The organism is Streptomyces sp. HUAS TT7, assembly GCF_051550175.1.
In the GTDB taxonomy this organism is placed as follows: domain Bacteria; phylum Actinomycetota; class Actinomycetes; order Streptomycetales; family Streptomycetaceae; genus Streptomyces.
The window spans coordinates 8,723,029-8,746,927 of sequence record NZ_CP196175.1 but is presented as its reverse complement, the minus strand read 5'-3'; the positions used below and the strand labels follow the sequence as shown (position 1 = coordinate 8,746,927).

Annotated in this window: 23 protein-coding genes and 2 pseudogenes; 14 read left to right on the top strand and 11 right to left on the bottom strand. The window is 68.8% G+C overall.

Annotated elements, in window-relative coordinates; translation table 11 throughout:
- Positions 1–31: 31 nt before the first annotated feature.
- The 3 genes from ACSHXC_RS39800 to ACSHXC_RS39790 all read left to right on the top strand — a co-directional run bounded on the left by ACSHXC_RS39800 (position 32) and on the right by ACSHXC_RS39790 (position 2,507).
- Positions 32–442: an anti-sigma factor antagonist gene (locus ACSHXC_RS39800; protein WP_438296206.1), complete on the top strand. Its 411-nt coding sequence runs from the start codon at positions 32–34 to the stop codon at positions 440–442.
- 189 nt (positions 443–631) lie between these two features.
- Positions 632–1,666, top strand: a complete 1,035-nt coding sequence (locus ACSHXC_RS39795; protein ID WP_438296205.1) for a DNA-directed RNA polymerase subunit alpha — start codon at positions 632–634, stop codon at positions 1,664–1,666.
- Positions 1,667–2,108: 442 nt separating this feature from the next.
- Positions 2,109–2,507 carry a hypothetical protein gene (locus tag ACSHXC_RS39790; protein ID WP_438296204.1) on the top strand — a complete coding sequence of 133 codons (399 nt, stop codon included), beginning with the start codon at positions 2,109–2,111 and terminating at the stop codon, positions 2,505–2,507.
- A gap of 31 nt (positions 2,508–2,538) precedes the next feature.
- Here the strand turns inward: ACSHXC_RS39790 and ACSHXC_RS39785 are convergent, their stop codons facing one another.
- Complete coding sequence (locus ACSHXC_RS39785; RefSeq protein WP_438296203.1) at positions 2,539–3,312, bottom strand: 2-phosphosulfolactate phosphatase; 774 nt, start codon at positions 3,310–3,312, stop codon at positions 2,539–2,541.
- 9 nt (positions 3,313–3,321) lie between these two features.
- Entirely contained in the window at positions 3,322–3,519 is a 198-nt protein-coding gene (locus ACSHXC_RS39780; protein WP_438296202.1) for a hypothetical protein, read from the bottom strand.
- A 215-nt stretch (positions 3,520–3,734) separates the two neighbouring features.
- On the opposite strand from ACSHXC_RS39780, the gene ACSHXC_RS39775 reads away from it, so the two are divergent.
- The 5 genes and pseudogenes from ACSHXC_RS39775 to ACSHXC_RS39755 all read left to right on the top strand — a co-directional run bounded on the left by ACSHXC_RS39775 (position 3,735) and on the right by ACSHXC_RS39755 (position 8,003).
- On the top strand, positions 3,735–4,085 hold the full coding sequence (locus ACSHXC_RS39775; protein ID WP_438296201.1) for an ArsR/SmtB family transcription factor: 351 nt from the start codon (positions 3,735–3,737) through the stop codon (positions 4,083–4,085).
- Positions 4,086–4,120: 35 nt separating this feature from the next.
- On the top strand, positions 4,121–4,837 hold the full coding sequence (locus tag ACSHXC_RS39770) for an ATP-binding cassette domain-containing protein (RefSeq protein WP_438296200.1): 717 nt from the start codon (positions 4,121–4,123) through the stop codon (positions 4,835–4,837).
- 48 nt (positions 4,838–4,885) lie between these two features.
- Positions 4,886–5,844, top strand: a pseudogene (locus tag ACSHXC_RS39765) (DEAD/DEAH box helicase); the annotation flags it as partial.
- Between the two features lie 812 nt (positions 5,845–6,656).
- Entirely contained in the window at positions 6,657–7,688 is a 1,032-nt protein-coding gene (locus tag ACSHXC_RS39760; RefSeq protein WP_438296199.1) for an SGNH/GDSL hydrolase family protein, read from the top strand.
- 156 nt (positions 7,689–7,844) lie between these two features.
- The gene (locus ACSHXC_RS39755; protein WP_438296198.1) at positions 7,845–8,003 is read left to right on the top strand and encodes a hypothetical protein; all 159 of its coding nucleotides are present in this window, start codon (positions 7,845–7,847) and stop codon (positions 8,001–8,003) included.
- Positions 8,004–8,013: 10 nt separating this feature from the next.
- On the opposite strand, the gene ACSHXC_RS39750 is transcribed toward ACSHXC_RS39755, so the two are convergent.
- Positions 8,014–9,012 carry a hypothetical protein gene (locus tag ACSHXC_RS39750; protein WP_438296197.1) on the bottom strand — a complete coding sequence of 333 codons (999 nt, stop codon included), beginning with the start codon at positions 9,010–9,012 and terminating at the stop codon, positions 8,014–8,016.
- 327 nt (positions 9,013–9,339) lie between these two features.
- Between ACSHXC_RS39750 and ACSHXC_RS39745 the strand changes: the two genes are divergently transcribed.
- The 6 genes and pseudogenes from ACSHXC_RS39745 to ACSHXC_RS39720 all read left to right on the top strand — a co-directional run bounded on the left by ACSHXC_RS39745 (position 9,340) and on the right by ACSHXC_RS39720 (position 15,147).
- On the top strand, positions 9,340–9,873 hold the full coding sequence (locus ACSHXC_RS39745; protein WP_438296196.1) for a hypothetical protein: 534 nt from the start codon (positions 9,340–9,342) through the stop codon (positions 9,871–9,873).
- Positions 9,874–10,485: 612 nt separating this feature from the next.
- A complete protein-coding gene (locus tag ACSHXC_RS39740; RefSeq protein ID WP_438296195.1) occupies positions 10,486–10,989 on the top strand; it encodes an LURP-one-related/scramblase family protein in 504 nt (167 codons plus the stop codon).
- 167 nt (positions 10,990–11,156) lie between these two features.
- Positions 11,157–11,858: a metal-dependent hydrolase gene (locus ACSHXC_RS39735; RefSeq protein WP_386003865.1), complete on the top strand. Its 702-nt coding sequence runs from the start codon at positions 11,157–11,159 to the stop codon at positions 11,856–11,858.
- A gap of 265 nt (positions 11,859–12,123) precedes the next feature.
- Positions 12,124–12,936 carry an SAM-dependent methyltransferase gene (locus ACSHXC_RS39730; RefSeq protein ID WP_438296194.1) on the top strand — a complete coding sequence of 271 codons (813 nt, stop codon included), beginning with the start codon at positions 12,124–12,126 and terminating at the stop codon, positions 12,934–12,936.
- A 291-nt stretch (positions 12,937–13,227) separates the two neighbouring features.
- Positions 13,228–14,033, top strand: a pseudogene (locus ACSHXC_RS39725) (transposase family protein).
- A 199-nt stretch (positions 14,034–14,232) separates the two neighbouring features.
- Positions 14,233–15,147 carry an FAD/NAD(P)-binding protein gene (locus ACSHXC_RS39720; RefSeq protein ID WP_438296193.1) on the top strand — a complete coding sequence of 305 codons (915 nt, stop codon included), beginning with the start codon at positions 14,233–14,235 and terminating at the stop codon, positions 15,145–15,147.
- Between the two features lie 299 nt (positions 15,148–15,446).
- Here ACSHXC_RS39720 and ACSHXC_RS39715 read toward each other — a convergent pair whose 3' ends face one another.
- From ACSHXC_RS39715 to ACSHXC_RS39680, 8 genes are all read right to left on the bottom strand, one after another.
- Positions 15,447–16,013, bottom strand: a complete 567-nt coding sequence (locus ACSHXC_RS39715) for a dihydrofolate reductase family protein (RefSeq protein WP_438296192.1) — start codon at positions 16,011–16,013, stop codon at positions 15,447–15,449.
- Positions 16,014–16,191: 178 nt separating this feature from the next.
- The gene (locus tag ACSHXC_RS39710) at positions 16,192–16,617 is read right to left on the bottom strand and encodes a hypothetical protein (RefSeq protein ID WP_438296191.1); all 426 of its coding nucleotides are present in this window, start codon (positions 16,615–16,617) and stop codon (positions 16,192–16,194) included.
- A gap of 126 nt (positions 16,618–16,743) precedes the next feature.
- Positions 16,744–17,709 carry a DNA glycosylase AlkZ-like family protein gene (locus ACSHXC_RS39705; RefSeq protein WP_438296190.1) on the bottom strand — a complete coding sequence of 322 codons (966 nt, stop codon included), beginning with the start codon at positions 17,707–17,709 and terminating at the stop codon, positions 16,744–16,746.
- Between the two features lie 176 nt (positions 17,710–17,885).
- Positions 17,886–18,503 carry a class F sortase gene (locus ACSHXC_RS39700; protein ID WP_438296189.1) on the bottom strand — a complete coding sequence of 206 codons (618 nt, stop codon included), beginning with the start codon at positions 18,501–18,503 and terminating at the stop codon, positions 17,886–17,888.
- Positions 18,504–18,739: 236 nt separating this feature from the next.
- Positions 18,740–19,738: a hypothetical protein gene (locus ACSHXC_RS39695; RefSeq protein WP_438296188.1), complete on the bottom strand. Its 999-nt coding sequence runs from the start codon at positions 19,736–19,738 to the stop codon at positions 18,740–18,742.
- Between the two features lie 511 nt (positions 19,739–20,249).
- On the bottom strand, positions 20,250–21,659 hold the full coding sequence (gene xylB, locus ACSHXC_RS39690) for a xylulokinase (RefSeq protein ID WP_438296187.1): 1,410 nt from the start codon (positions 21,657–21,659) through the stop codon (positions 20,250–20,252).
- A 72-nt stretch (positions 21,660–21,731) separates the two neighbouring features.
- On the bottom strand, positions 21,732–22,730 hold the full coding sequence (locus ACSHXC_RS39685; RefSeq protein ID WP_438296186.1) for a zinc-dependent alcohol dehydrogenase family protein: 999 nt from the start codon (positions 22,728–22,730) through the stop codon (positions 21,732–21,734).
- A gap of 66 nt (positions 22,731–22,796) precedes the next feature.
- Complete coding sequence (locus ACSHXC_RS39680) at positions 22,797–23,681, bottom strand: DeoR/GlpR family DNA-binding transcription regulator (RefSeq protein WP_438296185.1); 885 nt, start codon at positions 23,679–23,681, stop codon at positions 22,797–22,799.
- Positions 23,682–23,899 lie beyond the last annotated feature (218 nt).

The window sequence follows — 23,899 nt, the reverse complement described above, 5'->3', positions numbered from 1 at the left end:
CGCAGGTACCGGCACGAATGAGGCAGCGAGCATGACCATCCAATGGCGCTACACCACCCACGACAACCTCGGCGTCCTGTCCGTCGCCGGGCACCTCGGCCCGGACGCGGTCGACCGGTTCACCGGCGCGATCGGCTGGGTGATGGCGCGCGGTACCGGACCAGTAGTGCTCGACCTGACCGAGCTGCGCGGCTGGTCAGCCGGCGGTCAGCTCGCCATCGCCCAGGCCGCCAGCCAACTCGCCGTACAGGGACGTTCCTTGGAAGTCGCCGCGATCCCGGCCGACGGCTCCATCGTCCCCGACGGTACGCACCCGCCCATCCCTGTCCACTGCGACCTGCCCGCAGCCCTCACCGCCCACCAAGTCTCCGAGGAACAGCGCCAGTGGCGCACCGCCGACTGGCCCGGCGAGTGGAAAGCGGCGAACCAGAGCCCGAGGTAAGCGAGCAGCAGGAACGTCTTCAGCACCACCGGGCAGACAAGCCGGCTCGGTGGATGAGCCGGGTTCGTCGGCGGGGCCGGTGCAGAAGCGCAGCCAGATGGCGTGGCCGTCGGTGAGGCGGTACCGCCCCTATTTCTGCAGTGTGGACGGCGTCATAAGGCGGGCGCCGATATGGAAAGGCAACATTTCGTGCTGATTGCTCAGCGTCCTGCACTGACCGAAGAGATCATTGAGGGGTTCCGTTCGCGGTTCGTCATCGAGCCGCTGGAGCCGGGCTTCGGCTACACGCTCGGCAACTCCCTGCGCCGCGCGCTCCTGTACTCGATTCCCGGTGCCGCAGTCACATCCGTTCGGATCGAGGGCGTCCTGCAGGGGTTCACCACCGTGCCGGGCGTCAAGGAGGACCTGGCCGATCTCGTCCTGAACGTCAAGCAGCTGGCCGTTTCCTCGGAGCACGACGACCCGGTCGTGATCTACCTGAGCAAGCAGGGGCCCGGCCTGGTCACCGCTGGTGACATCGCCCCGCTGCCCGGTGTCGAGGTGCACAACCCCGACCTCGTCCTCGCCACACTCAACGGCAACGGCAGCCTGGAGATGGAGCTGACCGTCGAGCGCGGCCGCGGCTACGCCTTGGCCGTGCAGAACAAACAGGCGGGCCAGGAGATCGGCCGCACCCAGGTCGACTCCATCTACTCCCCGGTGCTCAAGGTCACGTACAAGGTCGAGGCGACCCGTGTCGAGCAGCGCACCGACTTCGACAAGCTGATCGTCGACGTCACCACCAACCAGACCATGCGCCCGCGCGACGCCATGGGATCGGCCGGTGAGACGTTGGTCGAGCTGTTCGGCCTGGCGCACCGGCTGAACACCGACGTCGAGGGCATCGACCTGGGCCCGTCCCCCACGGACGCCGCTCGGGCCGCCGGCCTGGCGGTGCCGATCGAGGAGCTCGAGCTCACCGTTCGCTCCTACAACTGCCTCAAGCGTGAGGGCATCCACTCCGTGGGTGAGCTCGTGGCGCGCTCCGAGGCCGACCTGAGCGACATCCGCAACTTCGGTGCGAAGTCGATCGAGGAGGTCAAGGCGAAGCTGGCCAGTATGGGTCTGGCGCTCAAGGACAGCCCGCCCGGATTCGACCCGACCGCCGCCGCGGACATCTTTGGCGGTGTTGACGATGCTGTGGACGCCGGAGTCTTCGAGTCCGAGCAGTTCTGGTCGCCATAGCGGGTCTGACGGGAGCCGGAAGTCACTCCGGACCGCGTCGGCTGGCGCACGACGAATACCTCGGGCCGGGCCCCATGGCGTTGGCACCGTGGCTGAGTGGTAGTTGAAGGACGCTGCAGCGGTGGGAGCGGTGCCCGCCCGCACGGCAGCTGGCGCCTCAGGTGCCTTTGTGGTGGGTGGGTTGTTGCGGCCCGTGGATCCCGTCCACGCCCTGGCAGGCTCACCGCAGGCGGGATGTGCCGGGCCTCTCGGCCCGCACATGCCCGATCACGGCGGTTGGCAGAGGGGACGAACGGCCCTACTGCCTAGGGCCGTTCGGGTCCATTCAGGCAGTGCCCTGATGACGCGCCGCTCAGCGGTGGGGCGAGTAAATCCAGCCGAAATCGAAAGTCTCGATGGATGCGTAGGCGCCTGGGACGCGTCACGGGGGTAGGTTCCCTGCGTGCAGCGTGAGAGCTTCCGTGTGAAGGCGGGATGGATCTGCCTCCTTATCACCGGTGCCGGCATCCTCATCTTCGGTCTGGTCGCTGCGACATCGCGCTTGTCCGACGACGGGCGGCTCATGCGGGCGGACGGTGTGGCGTCGATCGGCATGGGCCTTTTTGGCGTGCTCATCACCCTGATCCCGTTCCGCCGCCGAGAACGCTGGGCGTGGTGGGTGCTGTGGTTCTATCCCGCCTTCTGGGTCGTGCACCTGGTGGGCGGATTGCCACCGGGCAAGGACCATGTACACCAGGTCGTTTTCATCGCGCTGTCGCTCGCCGGTCTCCTTCTGCCCGTACGCGAGTTCTTCCAGGGACCGGCGTCCGACAAGACGGAGAGCACCGCACCCTTGGGATGAACTCGATCGGGGGCACTCGTCTCCACCAGCGTCAGCGAGCGGGAGTGAATGTTCCTTCGCTGTCCAGGACGGGCACCACGCTGCATGAGTCGACGCCGGCGGCGATCACGACGTCCTCGACGTATCCGAGCGCGGCCAGGTGCTGGCTGGTGGCGCAGGCGGCGATGGCCATGCCGAGGTCGGCGGTGGCCTCGCAGGCGGCCCTGGCGGTCGCCGCCTCGACGGACAGTGGACCGGCTCCCTGGGCGACCAGTTCGGCGATGAGGGCTCCGGCGCCGAGCAGGTCCTCGGTCGCGGGGCGCAGGCTGCCGCCGGGCCAGTGCTCGCCTGCGGCGATCACGGTGACGGGGCGGGCCGAGGTTCCGTACCCCTGGGAGATGAGCCAGCTGCCGACCGCTTCCACGTTGCGCAGGCAGGCCGCCACGACGATGGCCCCCGTGGTGGCGGCCAGGGCGGCGATGGCCGAGCCGTCCGGACAGGGCAGCACCAGCCGCGCGGCGGGAGGCGCGATGCGCAGCCCGGCCGGGGAGAGCGACCACGGGGCTCGGGGGGTCACGTCGTGGCGGGCGACCGCGAGCTTCGCGCCTTCGCGGCGTGCGTAGGCCGCGGCGATCTCATCACCGGGCGCGCAGGGGTAGATATGGGTGCCCAGCTGGACGGCGACGCTCACCGTGGTGGAGAACGACAGCACGTCCACCACCACCAGGCAGCCGTCCGGGTCGGCGAGCCGGACGGCGCCCTGCATGCCCCAGTCGAAGCGGACGCCCTTGCCGGGCTGTTCCGCCCACCAGATGTGTTCGCGCATGGGGGCCGGTCAGCGGCCGTCTTCCCGTTCCTCGGTGGTGGGCGGTTGGGGCTTGAGGCGGCCGCCGAAGGCGAGCTTGAGCATGCGGGCCTTGCCGCAGCGCGGGCACAGCCCGTCCGCCCCGACGGCGGTGGGCCGGCACTTGAGGCGGCAGGCGGGGCACTTGAGCCAGGCCACACCCTGGCCGCGCAGCGGGGTGATTCTCACGCAAGCCTCCCTCATGAAGCCTATGGAGTTGCTAATCTTAGCAACTCCATAGGTCGTCACCCCTGGATTCCGCTGGTTCTGTCTTGATACACGGGTTCGGCCTGGCCGGTTTCACGCGCGAGGATGGGCCCCATGTTCGTGATGAGTGGGTCGATTCGATACGCCAGGGACCAGCTGGTGCGGCCGCAGTGCTGCACCGGAGAGGGGGCGGCACGGTGAGCGCGCCACTGTATCAGCTGAAGGCCGAGTTCTTCAAAACACTGGGCCACCCGGTGCGGATTAGGGTGCTGGAACTGCTCAGCCAGCGTGAGCACACGGTGTCCGAAATGCTGCCCGAGGTCGGAGTCGAGGCCGCCCACCTCTCCCAGCAGCTGGCCGTGCTGCGCCGGGCCAACCTGGTGATCAGCCGCCGGGAAGGCTCCACCGTCGCCTACGCGCTGGCCAGCCCGGAACTGGCCGACCTCCTCGCAGTGGCCCGCTCGATCCTGTCCGGCGTCCTGTCCGGCCAGGCCGAGCTGCTGGCCGACCTGCGGGCCACGCAGCCGGACCGCACACCGCCCCCCTAACCGCGGGGTTTTGGACCGGCGGTCGCCTCTAGTCGATGGACAGCTCTGGACGGCTGGAGGCGACCGCCCTCTATGGGCGCGCGGCGCGCTCGAACACGACCGGCAGCCCCTGCCCGGCCCGCACCGACGCCGTCCGGCCCAACGTCGGTGAACCGGGCGAGGCGGGCGCTGAGTTCCTCTTCCAGCAGCGCCAGGGTCCACGGCGCGAGATGACTGTGCTCCACAACTGCGATCACGACGGGGCGTTCCGTTCGTTTACCCTGATCGACTTGGGCGGCCTCGGCGACCGCCGCCAGCACAAGCTCTCCGGCGGCCAGCAGCAACGCGTCGCCCGCGCCCGCACCCTCGCCCCCGAGCCCGAACTCCTGCTCCTGGACGAGCCGTTCTCCGCCCTCGACGCCGCTCTGCGCGAGGTCGCCGCCACCCTGCGCCGTGCCGGTACCACTGCGGTCCTGGTCACGCACGACCAGGAAGAGGCCCTTTCCTTCGCCGACACCATCGCTGTCATGCGCCTGGGCCAGATCATCCAACAGGCACCATCCGCAGAGCTCTACCAGGAGCCCGCCGATGCCGACGTCGCCCGCCTGGTCGGCGAAGCCAACCTGCTCCCCGCCCGCCGCAACGGCACCCGGGCCCCACACACAACAACGGCCAAGGACTGCCCGAGCGCCTCATCACCTACACGGACACCGCCTCGCCCCCGGGCGACAGCCCCGTCTACGTCCGAGCCGTCGGCACTGCCCACCCGTTGAACAGCACAACCCCCGCCCTCTCCCCCCCCACTCAACGACGCACGTCCCATAGCCGCGACTGGTTCCGTGGGAACCGCGCCCATCGACGCGGAGTTCTATGAGCTGGAGGACGGCCGGCACGCCCCGCCAGAGCGCGTCTGGGCTACCCGGCTCTGCGGCGACCACCTCGTCAGCGAACGACGCGAGACACTACGCCAGTTCGCGAACAGCACCAACGCGGCGGGGCGCCGCGTGCACCGGGCGTTCCTCGCCTCCGTCCGGGTGCTGGGCGAAGGCGTCGACATCGTCGGCGACCGTGGCGTGGAGGTGACCTGCCTCGCCGACACCCCGGCTCACAGGTGGAGATCGTGCAGAACGTCGGCCGGGCGCTGCGGCCCAACCCCGACGGGACCACCAAGACCGCCCGCATCATCGTGCCCGTCTTCCTCGAACCCGACGAAGACCCCAAAGGCATGGTCGCCTCCGCAAGCTTCAAACCGCTCGTCGCCGTACTCCAGGGCTTGCGCTCCCACGACGAACGCGTCGTCGAACAACTCGCCTCCCACGCCCTCACCCACAAGAAACACCGGCGACGGGTACACATCAAGCGTGACAAGGACGGCCGCATCACCGAAACCGGGACCGACGGTGACAGTGACGGCCAGGTCCAGGAGCAGGACGGTGTGGATGCCACGGTCGAGTCAGCGCTGCTCCACTTCTCCACCCCCAGGGACGCAGCCACCGTCGCGGCGTTCCTGCGCACACAGGTCTACCGGCCCGAATCGCTCGTGTGGCTCGAGGGCTACCAAGCACTCCTTCGCTGGCGCCGCGACCGTGAGATCACCGGGCTCTACGCCGGCCCCTGCGACACCGAGACAACGGTGGGCGTCACCCACAAGTTCCCGCTCGGCAGATGGGTCCGCCAACAACGCAAAGCCCTACGCACCGTAGGACTCGAAGACTGGCGCAAAGAACAATGGCTCCCGACACCAAATCGCGGCGGGGCAAGCTCACCCCCGAACAACGCACCGCACTCACCGAGTTGGGCATCGACTGGGCGTGACACGGCGTACGGCCGGTCGTTGAACCGACGGCCAAGCCAAGTACACAGAGACCCCGGGCCGTCCGGCAGATACCCGGGGGTTCGCGTTGTCCGCGGTTTCGTAGGACCTACGCCTCAGGCCGCCCACTCAGCCGGTCACGGATCACGCTCCGGTCAGTCTCCTCACACACGACGGTCCGGCGGTGTACACCGGGGTCGCGACAAGCCTCGATCGCCTCGCCTGCCAGTGCGGCCGGAAAGTCCGGGGACAGCGCCCCGGCACGGGTGGTGGTACCGGAGAAAGAGCGGCGGTCGGACGCCCTGGGCGCAGTGCGGCGAACTGCTCGGGGGCACCGCCCTTGATGAGGCTCTGCGACTCCCCACCCACGGACCGCCGAGCTGGGCCCACGCCTCAGACGGTCTTTTGGCCAAGTACGCAGAGGCAGCTACGCCGGCCACGAGACTCATCTCCGACGGCCGCTCCCCTGTGCGGCCGGGCCGACTGTAGACCAGGCCCCTGTGCCCCCTCAGCGCACGGCCGCGCCGCCGGGCTCGCGCGGTAGCCGGGCAGGCTCCTCCTCTTTCGGGGCGTGATCGCATCCGGCCTCGCCGGCCACGCCTCCCCAACACCCCTGCTGAACAGGCGAGATGGACACACGTGAGGGGTTGTCCAGGAACACCTGGTTTGGTTCGCATTTACTGGAACATTACGTTCCGCGCATGGGTGAATACGCAGCGTTCCGCTCGCTGGCCCCTCTTCGTGGGCCTCGACGAAAGGGCACAACCATGTCCTCGGCCATGCGCAAGACGACGAAGGCTCCGGTGACACGGCGGCTGGCCGCCGCGGCTGCCGCGCTGGGCAGCTGCCTGGCGCTCGTCGGCCCGGCGACAAGCGCCGGCGCGGCCCCCGCCGACCCCGTACCGACCGTCTTCTTCGGCGACTCCTACACCGCCAACTACGGCATCGCCCCCGTCAACCACCAAGACAGCGAAAAGCTCCTCTGCTTCCAGGCGAAGGAGAACTATCCCGCCGTCGCCACCCGGCACCTCGCCGACAAGGGCATCACGCTCGACGTCCAGGCGGACGTCTCCTGTGGAGGCGCACTCGTCCACCATTTCTGGGAGAAGCAGGAGCTGCCCTTCGGTCTCGGCGAGCTCCCGCCGCAGCAGGAGGCGCTCAAGGACGACACCCGGCTGGCCGTGGGCAGCATGGGCGGCAACACGGTGGGCTTCAACCGCATCCTGAAGCAGTGTTCCGACAGGCTCCGCGGCGATGAGGGGGCTTTGCTGCCGGGAGGGCCGGTGGACGAGGACACACCGGCCGCCAAGTGCCGTGAGTTCTTCGGGTCCGGCGACGGGAAGGAGTGGCTGGACGGTCAGTTCGAGCGGGTCGGAGCGGAGCTGGAGGAGATGCTCGACCGCATCCGGTACTTCTCCCCCGACGCGAAGCCCGTCCTGGTCGGCTACCCCAGACTCGTACCTGCGGACACCGCCAAGTGCCTCACCGCGGCACCCGGTCAGACGGAGCTGCCGTTCGCCGACATCCCCCAGGACGCCCTGCCGGTCCTGGACCAGATCCAGAAGCGGCTGGACGACACGATGAAGAAGGCCGTTGCGGACGCCGGCGCCGACTTCGTCGACCTCTACGACCGCACCGGGAGCAACACAGCCTGCGACGGCGCCAACCGGGGCATCGGCGGCCTGTTGGAAAACTCCCAAGTCGAGCTTCTCGGCCAGAAGCTCCCGTGGTACGCACACCCCAATGAGAAGGGACGCGACATCCAGGCCAAGCAGGTGGCCGACAAGGTCCAGCAGATCCTCAACCGGTAAAAGGCACGACCCCCAGCTGAGAACCGGACCCGCACCCGTACCGCGCACGGGTCCGGTTCCCGTCAACACCCCGAGCCCCAGGTCATCGGCCTGGGGCTTCGTCGTGCGGCCGTCTCCCCGGACTGGGCACCGCGAGCCCGACCCCACGGTGGAGCCATGGCCTACGACGAAGTACTGGCAGCACGCGTCATGGAACGCCTGGAAGCCGAGGGCGTGACCGCGAAGAAGATGTTCAGCGGCCTGACCCTCCTCCTCCAGGGAAACGCCCTGGCCAACCTCTACGACGAAGGTGGACCCGGAAGATGCCCGGTATGACAGACCACCGCTAGCACACGGGGGAGCGGCTGGTGCTGCCTCCGGGCCCGTGCGGCGCGAACTCCAGGCGTACGGCATCGCTGCGCGGCAGCACGAGGGCTACTCCGGTGGAGGTGGTCCAGCTCTGCGGAATCAGCACGTACTGATTCGCGGACTGGAGGATGAGGACGAGGCCGTCGTAGCGGTAGTGGTAGGCGGAATCGGCGTTGCGGCAGTGGGTTTCGCGCACTCCGGGCGCGGTGAGCGAGAGGCTGTGGTCACTGTAGAGGGCGGTGGTGTCGGAGTACGGCAGTTCGTCGACGAGCTGCTGGGCGCGGCCCCGGCCCACGGCAGCTGCGTAGTCGTTGGCCGCCCAGATGAGGCCGAGTCCGATGAGGACGAAGACGACGGCCCATTCGGCGAGCGCCGCCCATTCCGGTCGGGGAGCTGGGCTGGGTAGGGGAGTTGGGTCCTCGCCCTCCGGCGGCGGGTCCGTGCCCCCCGGCGGCGGCGCGGGGCCTCCGGCCGGCGCCGCCGGTGGGACGGTGCGATGCAGATGGAGTGTGTACGCGAGCAGGATCACGCCGGATGCGAGGCTCAAGGGGGCTGCCACTAGGTGGTGGTTGAGGAAGAACTGCCGGTTGGCGATGCTGTACAGGCCGCCGAACGCCAGCAAGACGCCGGTCGCGGCGACGGTGGGCAGCGCGTACCGCAGCAGCCGCACCTCCGGTCCCGCGGCGATCCTCGTACGCAGCAGGTCGTGGCCCCAGAACGCCGCGAGGCCGCCCGCCGCGACGACGACCATCGGTATGAAGAGGGCGTCGAGACTGCGCATCAGGTAGTCGACCGTGCCGAAGTCGAGGACGGTGGAGTTGACGCCGAAGTAGGCGAAGAACCAGTACACGTGCCAGTAGCCGAAGTAGTAGAGCAGCGCCGAGACGAAGCTGGTCGGGGCGACCACCGCGCCGAAGAGCGCGCCGAGCCTGCGTACAGGTGCGGCTGCGGGCGCAGCCGGTGCCCCTTCGCTCATGAGGCAGAGGCGGAGGCGGTGGGCGTGCGGTGTGTCGGCGAGGTCGAAGGGCTTTGCGTGCCCGGCTCAACAGATGGGGATTTAGGAGGACTTGGCGACTTGGGGCTAGAACCCGTGCCACAGGGTGCCGCACCGATCACCTTGATGGTGTCGCCCCGGTAGAATCGGGCGCCTTCGGCCGGGTCCATCCCCACGTAACCGCACGGGGTGCTGTCCGGGCCCGCCGATCGGTAGACGTGGACCAGCTTGACGCAGAGCTTTCCTCCGCACTCCTTGACGAACTCCTGCTTGAGCTCGTCCCAGGTGGTACCGGGACCCTCCACATTGATGGGCAGGCCGAACCGTCCGAACGCCGGGATGTGCAACGGCGACCCCGGCGCGGTGGGCCCGCCCGCACCCCCGCTGCTCCTGCCGCCAGAGGCAGACCCGTTCTTACCGGACGAGTTGCCGCCGCCGGATGAAGTGCCGCCACCCGACGAGGTTCCCCCACCCGACGAGGTCGAACCGTTGGACGAGGTGCTGCCGCCGGACGAGGTCGTGCCTCCGGATGACGTGCTGGCGCTCGATGAGCTTTCGCTGCCTGACGAGTTGCCGCCAACCGATGAAGTGCCGCCACCCGACGAGGTTGCGCCGCCCGACGACGACCCGGCGTCCGAGGCGTCCGACGCATGCGGAGCCGTCGGTTTGTCGGCTCCGGGCGAGCCGGTGCTGCTGCACGCCGCAGCCGTCGGCACGCACAGCACCACCACCACACCCATCCGCCAGACCGAAGTCCGCAGCCACCCCGTCATGTCGCACCTACAACTCCGACGACTTCGAATATGCCGTTGTAGTAGGAGAATTGCACGTGATCCGGCTTAAGTCGACACCGTGCGCAGACCGATGGGATTTCGCCACGGGGCAACCGCCTGCCTCCACCCATGTACCGGTAGAGGTTTCGGTCCGGTGTGGTCAGGCTGACGCAGGTGTCCGCCAAGAGAAGACGGGAGAGGCGCAGTCCATTGATTGACCCTGGCGCGACAGCTCTGCTTGGCTTCCGCACAGCGATGGGCGCAACACCTTCCGTACGCGGCAGTACGCAACACACCCAACCCCCGTGTCATGAGAACGCAGTTGGTTCCGCTTTCCCGCCGGAGCGGGTGGGCGACCGGCTCAAGCGCGTCGATCAGCAGGTCCGAGAGTCGTTTGGGGGGGCCGAGTCCTCGCTCTGCCGCCCACCGCGCCTCCGGCGCACCCGAAGCTTCCAAGCTCCGGGCCTTCTTGACGTTGCCGAAGTAATGCGAGATCCCACCGCGCCCTCCGCGCCCCTCGGACTGCTGCCGGAGCTACCGTGGGCGACCTCCCCCAAGCCGATTTCACCCTTGCGCAATCCGGCAACTATCATGCCTGGCACGGGGGTTCCCTGCTCACGGTCGGCGGCCATGCCGCTGGACTCGCATGGCCTGGGAACGTGACTGACAGGGAAGGGACCTGATGCGTTACTTGGTACGCGATCGCATGCTCGCCTTCCACGAAGAAGCCTGGATCGAGACCGAGCAGCGGCAGAAGCTGTACAAGGTCAACAGGAAACTGCTGCGCCTGCGGACCACCTTCCACTTCGTGGACACCCACGGCGACCAGGTGGCCAGCATCGTCAAGAAGACGGTGTCCCTCCACCACACGATCCTCATCCGGCACGACGGCAAGGCAGTGGGCCGGATCAGCAAGCGGAGGTTCCGGCTCTTCGGGGACCGGTTCAAGGTCAGCCTGCGGGACGGCAGGCGGTTGAAAGTAGTCGGCAACTTCTGGGACCGCGAGTTCGACATCCAGCACGCGGGCACCACCCTTGCGCACGTCTCCCGGCGGTGGTTCAGCATCCGCGACGCCTACGCGGTTGATGTGCTGAGCGAGCAGGACTCGACGTTGTTGATCATCCTCGCGGTGTGCGTGGACCACACCCTCGAAGACCTCAAGAGTGAAAGGCTCACCAACCTCTAGGCCAATACCCGCCCGTGCGCCCCATGCTGGCGACTCCCTGGTGGAGTTGACAGCCGTCGACGGGCACAGCAGAACCTTCACGTCCGGGCAGGTCGCTCTGGGAGCGTCTGCTGGACTCAACAGCGCGCCGCCGAGGCGGCGCCCGATCGGGGGAGAACGAACACGCCATGATGGGCCACTCTCACGCGGTCAGCGGTGCCCTGCTCTTCGCGGGGACCGCACCGTACCTACCGCCGTTGGTACTGCACACGCATCTCGCGCCACAGGAAATCCTGATGGGCACCGTGCTGTGCGCCGGTGCCGCACTGCTGCCAGACCTTGATCACCACGACGGCACCATCGCCAACTTCCTGGGTCCGGTCTCCAAGTTCCTCTGCCGGTTCGTCGCCTGGATCTCCGGTGGCCACCGGCACGCCACGCATTCGCTGTTCTTCGTGGCCTTCATGACTCTGGGCAGCTGGGCCGGAGTCTCCTACCTGGGCCGGCCGTTCACCCTGAGCATGACCTTCTTTCTCCTTGCCCTCGCAGTGCGCGCCCTCAACATCTGCCCGCCCGGCCACGGCTTCCACGCCTGGGGCACCATCGTTGCCATGGCCGGTGTCGGCACGGCCGCCATCGCCAAGTTCATCCCGTCGGCGCCCGGTTGGCTGCCCTACGCCATCGGCCTGGGATGCCTGGCGCACCTGCTGGGCGACTCGATCACCAAGCGCGGCGCCCCGTGGCTGTGGCCGCTCAAGACCCGCTACGAGATCGTGGTGATCAAGCGCAGCGGAAACAAGCTGGAGACGGAGATACTCACCCCGGCCATGGGCGTCGCCACCATCGCGCTGCTCTGGTTCAGTGTGCTCTCGCCCCATCCCATCAGCTGACAGACTGGCGGACTGTGCGAGCGGCTCTGCCGCCGGCCGGGTGGGGATGCGACTGCGCCTGCGGGGGAACGGCCTGACGGCAATTCCACAACTCCGCAATTCCGCGCAGTCGAATATCCGAACTACCGGTACCGTTCGGCTGGGATGGCCGAATCCCGGGACGTCGTGATCCATGAGCATCACCATGACAGTAACGGTCTGCCGTCGCCGTGGCGTGGCTGCCTGTCAAGGACTACTCGTGGGTGAGCAAGAAGAAGGGGAAGACGTGAGTGAGAGCCAGCAGCCGTCAGATGTGTCGGGCAGGCTGAATACCGGGGTCGCGCACAACGCACGGGTATGGAACTACTGGATCGGCGGCAAGGACAACTACGAGGTCGACCAGCAGGTCGGTGACCAGGTCGCCAGGATGTTCCCCGTGATCCGGGACGTGGCCCGCGCGGACCGCGCCTTCCTCGGCCGTACGGTCCGGTTCCTCACCGCCGACTGCTCGGTGCGGCAGTTCCTGGACATCGGCACCGGGCTGCCGACCCTGGACAACACCCATGAGATCGCCCAACGGATCGCACCCGAGTCCCGGGTCGTCTACGTCGACAACGATCCCATCGTGCTCGTCCACGCCCGCAGTCTGCTGACCGGTACTCCCCAGGGAGCCACCGACTACATCGACGCCGACGTCCACCACCCGGACAACGTCATCGAGGGCGCCTCGGCGACCCTCGACCTTGAGCGGCCCGTCGCCGTCATAATGCTGGGCATCCTCAACTTCGTCCTCGACACGGGGCAGGCACGGGACATCGTGCGCCGCATCATGGCCTCGGTTCCCTCCGGCAGCTATCTCGCCCTGACACACCCCACCACCGACACCGGCCTCGGCGGCGAGGGCAACGTCGAGGCCATGAAGTTCTGGAACGAAAACGCCACCCCACCGATCACCGCCCGCAGCCGCGCGGAGATCAGTACCTTCTTCGACGGCTTGGACCTGCTCGCTCCCGGTCTGGTGTCGTGCTCACAATGGCGCGCCGAGCCCAATTCCGCTGCCGCGGTCCCCCAGTTCGGCGCGGTCGCCGTAAAACCCTGACGGACGCCAGTCGGTGGTCCGGATCCACGAACCCGGCTGCGACCATGTCAGGCTGCCGAAAGTTATGCGGTCGAGGAACTGCTGGAAGGTGTCCACAGGGTGCACCTTTTCAGACGCCTCTGACAGGCCCCGACCGAGCTATCGCTGTGACCGTCCCGAGATTTCCACCAGACCCCGAATTTCCCTCAGTTTCGCTCTTCGCCCCAGTGAACCCTTTTCATCCCGGCTCTGATGGGGTGTACGTGCTGGTCAGAGGGGTTGGGTGACGAGGCAGGGCCCCTGGTCGTTGGCATGGTGATCTCACTCATCACACCGGCGTCCGAGGGGCCCTGTTGGTTGCGTATTCTTCCACGCTCGATGTCCCGCACGGCCTCGTTGAGCATGTTTCTTGGCTGCTCCACGCCCGCCGGCAGGAACTTAACTCGCCTTGGCGGAGACTGGGTTGTTTCAAGCAGGCCCTCCTGGCCCTGGCCCATCTGCGGCAGAACGAGACGTTCCCGCAGCTCGCGGCCGGGTTCGGTGTCTCCACCACAACCGCCCGGCGGTACGTCGACGAGACACTCGACGTCCTGGCGGCGTGGGCACCGGGCCTGCACGAAGCCCTGGTGGGACTGGGTGAAGGCGACTTCGTCATCGTTGACGGCACCCTCATCCCCACCGACCGCATCAAGGCGGACGAGCCCTACTACTCCATGAAACACAGAAAGCACGGCATGAACGTCCAGGTCATCGCCCGTCCCGACGGCACACCACTCTGGTTTTCGCGTGCGCTGCCCGGCCGGACGCACGACCTGACCGCGGCTCGCGCCCACGGGATTGTGCAGGCCTGCCTCACTCGGCAGATCCTCGTCCTCGCGGACCGGGCCTACCAAGGCGCCGGCGCCACCGTCCGCACCCCCTACTACCACCACCGCGAACAGCCAGAGCACTACCAGCAGTTCAACCGCGACCACGCACGACACCGCGCACCCGGCGAACGCGCCTTCGCCCAGCTGAAAACCTGGCGCATCCTGAGGCAGGCACGCTGCTCCACCAACCGCATCAGCCGGATCATCAAGGCAGTTCACACCCTGATGACCTGCAGCTATTCAGGATGAAAAGGGTTCACTGATGTGTCGTGCGGAATTCCCAGCGCCTGGAGTTCAGCCTCACCGCATGGGAATGACGTCTGGACTTGCTGAGGGGATGATGTGGGTATCCCAGGTGACAGGCCGCACGATTCGGTACTGGGATCGGCGGCGGTGGGGCAGCATGGCTCTGGCTCACTTGGGGCTGTACCTCCTGAAGGAGCCGTTCATGACCGGAGCTTCGTGGGATGCGGATCTGCTGGTGGCCGGTGCGGGCCCGGCCGGGGTGGCGGCCGCGGTGATGGCGTCGAGCCTGCGGATGACGACGATCGTCGTCGAGGCTGTGGCGGTGGGCTCGAAGGTGGCGGCGATCGGTGCGTTGGAGAACGTGCCGGGCGGATGGACGACCGGTGCGGCGCTGGCCGAGGCGCTCGCCTCCGACCTCGCCCGGCATCAGGCGGCGGGGCGTGTCACCGTGCTCGCGGGGCGGGCCGTGCGGGTGGCGGGGCACGACGACCGGGCCGAGGTGGTCCTGAACGACGGGCGGGTGCTGACGGCGGGCGCGGTGGTGGTGGCGACCGGAGTGGCAACGCTGGGCGTCGAGGACGTCGCGTGGATCGAGGCGCCGGCAGACCTTACGGCGCCGCCACTGTGGCGGGCCGGGCCCGAAGACCTGGCCGACCGCCATGGCATGGTGCTGGGCGCGGACCGGCCTCTGGGCACCTGGCTGCGGGCCCACCCGGACACAGCGACACACCTGGATGTGCTGTACCCGGTGGCCGACGCGTACAAGACAGACGAAGTCGTCGACGAGGCGAGGGTCCGACTCGATCTGGTGGAACGGGTCGCAGTCGCGGCGATCCCGGGAGACCGGTTCCGGATCACCGCTTACCACCCGGCGGGCGGCAGTCACACCTTCACCACTGACCGGGTGTTGAGCAACATGGGCAGCAAACCGGCTGCGCTGGACGGGCTGGTCGTCGCTGCGGACGGGTACTGCCCGCCGGAGCTGCAGCACCCGCGGGTGCTGGTAGCCGGTGACCTGAAGGGGGCTCGGCTGCAGCGGATTGCCGTCGCGATGGGCGACGGAAGCCGCTCCGGTCTGCTCCCGTATTACGAGGCTCGGGCGCTCCCGACGGGGTGATCGAGCTGATCGTTGTAGGGTCTCGCGGCTGACGTCGTAATCTCACGGGCCGTGTCGTACTGATGTCGTAGTCGTATACGACATCACCGGGAGACTGGCGCGTGGGTGCGGCTGTCCCGTCTCATCGAACCGAGTCGGCACCGATCCGTCTCAACGAATCCACAGTCGCTGCAGGTCGGTGGCAGGTCGGTGGCAGGGAGATGAGGCTCCGGGCGGCGAGCAGGCGTCTCAGCGAAGTTGCTCCGCCCAGGTCCGTCGGCTGACATCGACGGGGTTCGTTGAGAACGCACAGCTGCTGCTCAGCGCCTCGTCTCGTACCTGGTCAGGACCACGCCGCCGGGAAACGTCCGCGTCTCCACCAGGTTCAGGTTCACCCAGCTGTCCAGCGCGGTGAAGAACGGCGTGCCGCCGCCCACCAGGACCGGATGGGCGGCGATCACGTACTCGTCGATCAACCCGGCGCGCATGGCCGCCCCGGCGAGCGTTGCGCCGCCGATGTTCATCGGGCCGCCGTCCCCGGCCTTGAGCCGGGTGATCTCGGCGATCGCGTCGCCGGTGACCAGGCGGGTGTTCCAGTCGACCTTGTCGATCGTCGAGGAGAACACCACCTTCGGCGTGTCCCGCCAGTTCCGCGCGAACTCGATCTCCGCTGGGGTGGCGCCCGGCTGCCGGTCGCCGGTCGGCCAGTAGGAGCTCATCGTCTCCCACAGCCTGCGCCCATACAGCGACAGGCCACTCGCCCGCTCCTGGTCGAGCCACCACCGGAACAGCTCGTCGCTCGGCGGTCCGCTCCAGCCGATGTCGTCGCCGGCCGCGGCGATGTAGCCGTCCAGGGTCAGGTTCATGCCGTAGATCAGTTTCCGCATGGCCCAGCCTTCCGTCCGTGGGTGCCCGGCGTATAGACCGGCGCGGCGCGGGAAACTCATCGGTGCGCGACCTGGGCTCGCCGGTAGACGTCGTGCTTAGGGCTCAGCGTGGTGTACTCGGCCGACTCGGACAAGCCGCCCCGGCAAACGAAACTTGCCGCCCGCGACTGTGCTGGATTCAGCGGACGCTGACGGCTGCGGTGTCGGAGGTGCGTTCGCGGACGGGGTGGCGGTCGGTGGGCGTGGTCAGTCCGTAGACCACCGCGCGGTATTCGACGATGCCGGTGTGGGCAGCCTTGATCTGCGTGATGTTCTGGGCCTCGGTGCCTGCGGTGACTACGCTGCCGCAGGAGATCTGCTGCCAGGTTCCACCACTGTTGCGGTCCTCGATGCAGACGCGGAGGAACGGTGCGGCATCGTCGTCGCCGTGACCGGTGACACGGTAGGTCTCGCCCACGTGGGTCGTACGCTGCGCGGAGATGTCGACATTGCCCTTGGCGAAGGCTGGCGTCGCCGCCAGCGTCACCGCTGCCAGCCCCAGTGCACCGAGCACAGCGAGTTGGCTGCTGCGTGCGCGCACGGCTGTCTTCTTCGTCCTGGTCATGGACTACTTCCTTCCTGCGGATCGCCCCGCGGGGGCGACCCTCCCCTGTCGTGAACTCGCCCAACGCGCTTCACTGACAGGCCAGATGAGCGCCCGCCCCGGCCCGTTGCGTCCCCGACACCGCCGTTACAGACCTCCGACAAGACCTGGTCCATTCGGGCAGGGCCGACATGTCCGTCCGGCCAGCCGGAGGCCGCGCGCGGCCCTCATGTCGAGGCATTCGACGGGCCCCGCCCTTGCAACTGCGGAGCTCCGTCGTCCCCGCAGACGGGAGCGAGCCGCCTCGCTTGCCCATCCCCATTGGTGGGAGTGGGCCGCCGATCCGGATGCTTGCTGCCGGGTGCGGTGGTCATCGGCTGGGCCGGGAGCCGGTGCGCCGTGGATATGGAGGCTGGGGTGGAGGCCGACGGCTTCCGCCTCCTCCAGGAGGGCGGGCAGATCGGTGAGCCCGGGCAGCGGCGATACCTCGGCGGTACGGCCGCCATCCCTGCCGTCGAAGCTCATGAAGTGCCGGTCCGGGGCCGCCGGCGCGCAGCGCAGCGGCGCTGCCGCAGTCGGCGGCAGTCTTCTCGGCGGCGCGGATGCCGTCGCGGTTTGCCGCACAGCGGGTATCCAGATCAGCGGTACTGAAGGGGGCGAGCGCTGCCGGGGCGGGAGCCGGCACGGCGGTGGGGCAGGCTGCGCCGGCCACCGGCACCGCCACCGAGGCGGCGACGGGCGCGGCCAGCAGAGTGCGCCACGCGCGGGCCATGACTGGGATCCTTCCGGCCGATGTGTGCCCAGTACCCGGGTCTCGGCCCCCTCGTCCGCGAACTTGTCCCACCAGTGGCGGTAGCGGTGGTGGACGTCCGGTTCACGGTCGACGAGGAACTCCGTCAACGCGTGTGCCTCCGCGCCCAGTTCGTCCCGTACTCCGGCCGGCAGGGGGTGGAAGGCCGTCGCCTCGATGCCCTTCTCGGTCGGGCGCCACACACCGGCGACGTACCCGTCGACCAGGAGGGTCGGCAGCATGTCTCTGTTCCAGCGGACGACGATGGGCCGGTACGCGCCGTGTCGGGACCTGTCACCCCGACCCGACGTGCGGCCTGGCACGCCTTCGCCTGCCAGGCCGCACGTCGAGCAACCGCAGTAACGGGGAGGGATCGTGGGGGGGGGAGCAGAACTGGAAAGCAAAGCTTCCAGCGAGAGGCCCTAGCGTGATACGCCCGAAATGGAGAGCTTAAGGGCGCCTGACCGAGGACTTCCGGCTCCTACAGCAGATCGGATGGCTACTTGACGAGGTTGGCGTAGAGGATGATGTTGTCGGCGCGGTGGCCGTCGACGAGGGGGCCGCCGCAGGTGAGTATGCGCAGTTCGGGGCCGCTGGTGTCGCCGTAGACCTTGTCCGTGGGGAACTTCTTCTTGTCGACCTGCTCGATCTCGCGGATCTTGAAGGTGGCGGTGGTGCCGTCCTCGCGGCCTACCGTGATGGTGTCGCCGACCTTCACCTTCTTGATGTTCTTCATCAGGGCGGGGCCCTTGGCGGTGTCGTAGTGGGCGACCAGCACGGCCGGGCCCTTTTCGCCGGGGGTGACGCCCGCTGTGTGCCAGCCGGCCTTGTCCGCCTGGTCGACCGGGGGCACGCCGAGCTCGCCGGAGCTGTCCACGCTCAGCGGAAGCACCGGGCCGGTGTCCACGTCGGCGGAGGGGATCTGGAGGCGGGTGGGCTTGGACGCCTTCATTGCCCCGCCTGACTTCTCGGCCAGGGCGGAGGCGGTGTTCGAGACCGTCACGTCGGGGGCGGGCTCGCTGCCACCGCCGCAGGCCACCAAACCACCGCTGAGTACGAGACCCAGGACACTGGCGGCCGCCAACTGGCCAAGACGAGGCAGGGCGGACAGATTCACGGTGACTCCAAAGACTAATAAGAGGTGCGAGATAAGAGGCATGAAGGGGCACGGCGGACGGAACCATGGGGCGGCGTCGGGGCGGCCGGCTCTCGGGCAGAGGGCCGGCCGCCCCGACGCCGGGGTTGAGGGCCCCTGACGCAGCAGGCCAGCGGTGGGGAGCGCCGTCGCAGCAGGCCAGGTGTGAGGAGGTGCCCTACGTAAAGGGTCGGGCGCGCGGGGTGCCTGACGCTGGGTCAGTTGTCTGCGGCGGTCTTGCGGTGGCGCAGCATCGTGAAGCCCAGGCCCGCGGCGGCCGCGGCGGCACCGCCACCCGCCAGCAGCATCGTGTCGTCGTTGTGCTGGACGCCCTCGGCGCCGGCTTTCACGCCGCCCTTCGGGATGACCTTGCCCTTGCTGGCCTTGGCCTTGTCCTTGTCGCCCTTGCCTGAGGCGGACTGCGCCGGGAACTCCAGCTGGACGCTGTCCTTGCCCTTCGTGGCCTCCACCCGCGGCTGCTCCTTGCCGGTGGCCGGGATGAACAGGAAGAACGTCACGCCGGTCTTCGACACGAGTTCCTTCTCCCCGCCGGGGAAGCTCAGATGGCCCTCGGCGCCGCCGCCCGTCAGCCTGGCGCTGGGGCTGCCGTCGACCCAGGACAGCTCGGCCTTGTCCCCCGAGCTCAGCGTGTACGTGATGCTGTTCCTGCCGACGTCCTTCTTCGTGACCTTCAGCGCCTCCGCGGTCCTGCCCGGCTTGCTCTCCGGCTTGCCGGTCTGCCCGGCGGGCGGGAAGTTCAGGTCGACGGCCTGGCCGCCGAAGGCGGCCGTGACCTTCGCGGCGGTCGGGGTGGCCGCGGCGTGGAACTCGAACTTCACGCCGTCGGGGGTGGTGTAGGTCTTGTCGCCCCTGGTGCCGAGGTTCCCTTCGCCCTTGCCGTGCTTTCCGTCCCCAAGGACATGAGCGGAGAGCTCGTTCCTGTCCGTGGTCATCTCCACCGTGTGGCCGGTGCTCAGGGTGTAGACGGCATGGCCCTTCTCCACGCTCTTCTTGGTGACCTTCAGGTCCCCCGGGTAGGAAGGCGCATCCGAGCCGGGCTTGTCCGCCGGGTAGGAGGGTGCACCCGAACCGGGTGCACCCGTGACCGGTGCCGGACCGTCGGCGAATGCCGCGGCCACGGGCATCAGCAGCGCGGAGCCGGCCACGGCGGCTATGGCGGAGGCACGGATGAGGGTACGGCGGCGGGAGGCAGTCATCAGCAGATCCTTTGCAGCGTTCCGGATTCGTAGCCGCAGACCGGCCAGGCCGCCTGCGACACGAGAAAGGTAGGAACGCGACATCTCGGTGATTCACCAGATATGTAACAGAACCCGCTCAGCCGCCTCCCGAAAACCGATCAGCCCCACCGGCTCCCGAACTGAAGCCCGTCGCCACACGCGGACCTGCCCGTGCAGTAGCAGCACGGCACCTCACCGTCCGGCCTGGACCCGCTCCGGGTGCCGCGAGTACAGAGAGGTCTGGCTGTGGTGGAAGGAGGAGCAGTCGCTCGGCGGGATGAACGGGATCGTCCGCGCACTGGGGGAAGGTGGTCCAGGCCAGGGCTCGATCCATGGCGTGGTGAAAGCAGAGCACACTGGGGATTCCCTCTGCATCGCGAGGACCTCGCGCCGGGTTCGGTCGGGCACACGCCGACCGTCACGCGCTTTCGGGCGGGCGCATCCCGGCCGTCACGCACGCGCACTCCCGAAGCCCGTGCCCTGCACGTTGTCAGCAGGCGTACAGCGATTCCCAGGCCGCCGCATACGCGGCGCGGACCCTTTGACCCGTTGCGTCACCCTTGACGGGCGGAGCGACCTCGACGCCTTCGGCGGATCGCCAACTCGGCGGCTCCGGCGTGCCGTTGAGTGCCCAGGCGGCCTGCCGTGCGGCACCGAGGGCGACGTACTCGTCGGGGTGCGGCACGGTCACCGGCATGCCGAAGAGCCCGGCCGCGACCTCGCCGACCACGGGCGCCTTCGCGGCGCCCCCGATCAGCAGCAGACGGTTCACGGCCACGCCCTGACCGCGCAGTTCGTCCAGGGCGTCGGCCATGCCGCACAGCATTCCCTCGACGGCGGCCCGCGCGATGTTGTGCGGATACATGTTGGCCTTGCGCATGCCGAGCAGACTCCCGGACGCGTCAGGCAGGTTCGGGGTACGCTCCCCGCCGAGGTACGGCAGCAGGACGAGGCCGCCCGCGCCGGGCTCGGCCGCTCGGGCGAGACGGTCGATCTCCTCCAGGTCGGTGCCGAGCATCCGGGCCGTCGAGCTGAGCACACGGGCCGCGTTCAAGGTGCACACCAGGGGCAGGAACTGGCCGGTGGCGTCGGCGAATCCGGCGACCGCGCCGCTCGGGTCGGCGGTGGGGTGCGGGGCGCGGGCGAACACGGTGCCGCTGGTACCGAGCGAGATCACCGCGTCGCCCGGTGTGAGCCCGAGGCCGAGGGCGGCGCCCATGTTGTCGCCGGTGCCCGCCGCCACCAGCGTGCCGCTCGGGGTGCGCCCGGCTGCCTCTGCCGGGCCGAGTACCCGCGGCAGTCGGGGCGTACGACCGCGAAGGGCGAGTTCCACCAGGTCGGTGCGGTAGCGGCCTTCGGCCGGTGACCAGTAGCCCGTGCCGGAGGCGTCGCCGCGGTCGGTGACCGGCTCCGCGCCCGACTCGGCTCCTCCCAGCAACCGCCAGGTGAGCCAGTCGTGCGGGAGGAGCACCGTGTGCGTGCGGTCGGCCGTCTCCGGTTCGGTGTCGGCGATTCTGCGCAGCTTGGCGACGGTGACGGCGGCCACCGGCACGGTGCCGACCGCGTCGGCCCATGCCTGGGCGCCGCCGAGTTCGGACACCAGGTCGGCGGCGGCGCCGGCGGAGCTGGTGTCGTTCCACAGCAGGGCGTCGCGTACGGGTCGGCCCGCGGCGTCGAGGGTGACGAGCCCGTGCTGCTGACCCGCAACGGCGACTGCGTCCACCTCGTCCAACAGGCCCTGGCCCGCCTGCCGCAGGGCTTGCCACCACGCCTCTGGGTCGACTTCGGTGCCTTCGGGGTGCGTGGCGCGCCCTCGGCCAAGGACGGCTCCCGTGTCCGCGTCGCAAACGACGATCTTGCAGGACTGGGTGGAGGAGTCGATTCCGGCGACGGTCGGCATGGCGCCCCTTCTCCTTGGCGTGTGCGGCGGTGGCTTGTGGATGGCCGGGTGGGAGCGGATGGCCGAGCGGGATCAGGCCGCCGGACGGATCTGGATCTTGCGGCCCGCGCCCTCACGGAACGCCTTGAGGGCGTCCGGGAATTCATCGAGCCCGAAGCTGTGCGTGATCATGGTGTCCGCGTCCACGGCGCCCTTGCCCATGAGCTCGACGGCGCGCCCGAAGCTGTGCACCACGGCCATGGACCCGACGATGGTGATCTCGTCGTTGTAGACACGGAACGGCGAGAAGCGCGCCGTGGCCTCGGAAGGGGCGACGCCGAACTGCTGGAAGGTGCCGCCGCGCCGCACCCGGCTCAACGCGTCCTCGATGGCCGGCACGACGCCGGTGCAGTCGATCACGACCTCCCAGCCCTGCGGCCGTTCAAACGCGTCGGCGCGGTCCGCCACCGCGTCGGCGCCCAGTCGCCCGGCGACTTCGAGGCGATCGTGATTGAGGTCGACCACCGAGACGGAGGCTGCCCCCGCACGGGTGGCGAGCTGCAGCATCATCAGGCCCATCGTGCCCGCGCCGTAGATCAGGTAGTGCGCGCCGAGGTCGCGCGGAAGCACGTCGAAGCCGTGCACGGCGCACGAGAGCGGCTCGATGAGCGTGCCCTGGGCGAGGTCCACGCTTTCGGGCAATCGATGGCAGTTGGCTGCGGGCACCTTCACGAACTCGGCCATCGCCCCGTCGACGGTGTCGCCGATCGCACCCCAGCGCTCGCACAGGTTGCCCCGGCCGATGGCGCAGAAGTGGCAGGCCCCGCAGAACAGTGACGGGTCGACGGCGACCCGGTCGCCCTCGCGCACCCCGTTCACCTCCGCACCGAGGGCCACAACCACGCCGGTGAACTCGTGCCCGGGGATGATCGGGTACGGCGTCGGCGCGAACTCGCCGTCCACGATGTGGATGTCGGTACCGCATATCCCGACCGCGGCGACAGCGATCACCACCTCACCCGGTCCGGGTACCGGGTCCGGTACCTGCTGCACGGAGAACGTTCCGGGGGTCTCTACGACGAGTGCGCGCATGTCGTGTGGCTGCCTTTCTGGGCGGGACTGGCGGGTGTTTGGGTGGACCGGCCGACGGGGCCGCGGTCACCGATCGGCGGAGGCTTCGGCTTCGGCTTCGGCTTCGGCTTCGGCTTCGGAACGTACGGACGGATCGTCGCTCGTCACGGACGCGCCCTCGGCATCGACGACCGACACGGGCACGCCGAGCTCCTCGATGGCCCGCACCTCGTCCTCGGGGGCGGCTGCGTCGGTGAGGACCAGGTCGTAACCGCGTATGTCGCCGTAGCCGTGCGTGGCGGTGCGGCCGAACTTCGTGTGATCGACCGGCAGTACGCGCCGGTCGGCGGCGCCCTGCAGGGCCTCCTTGAAGTCGGCCCACTCGCGCACGGGGTGGTAGAGCCGTCCGTTCTGCACCGAGGTGGCCGAGGAGAACATCACGTCCGCCCGGATCCGGGACAGGCCGCGCAGGGTCTCGGCGCCGGCGCAGGACTCGAAGTCGGCGCGGTAGCTGCCGCCGAGCAGGATCACCTCGGTGCCGTCGGCCGCGTCCTGGCCGACGATCCCGGCGATGCGCAGCGAGTTGGTGACCACGGTGAGCCCCTCGATCCGGGCGAGCCTGTGCGCCAGCGGGAACAGCGTGCTGCCGCAGTCCATCAGGACGGTCTGACCCGGCCGCACTTCCCGCACGAGCGCGTCGGCGAACGCCTCCTTGATCCGGGCCTGCCGGGGCTCGCGGAACCGGGTCGCGGTCTCCATGGTCAGGTTCGGCAGCGCGACGGCCATGCCGCGCCGCTTGGCCAGGAGCTGGCGGCCGTGCAGGTTGGCCACGTCACGGTGCACGGTCATGGCACTGACACCGAGCTCGTCGGCGAGCGCGTCGATCCGCATCCCGCCCTGCTCGATGACCCGGCGAAGCAGCAGCTGCCGACGTTGCTCGACCTCGGCCTCGGTACCGCGGCTCACAGCCATGCCACTCCCCCGTCACTTCCGCTCGGTGTGCCCCTACTGGCAGGGGCGGGAACGAACTCGCGCACTCACTGCGGCGAGCACCCATTCATCACACACTTTCTGAGATATTTTGGCAACCCCATTGACATAATCTGTGATGAGAGCTTGCATCAGGGCGGCGACAACCGGGCCCGTGTGTCCGACCACGGCGTCCGCACGTCGTCGAAATCCGCTCCCCG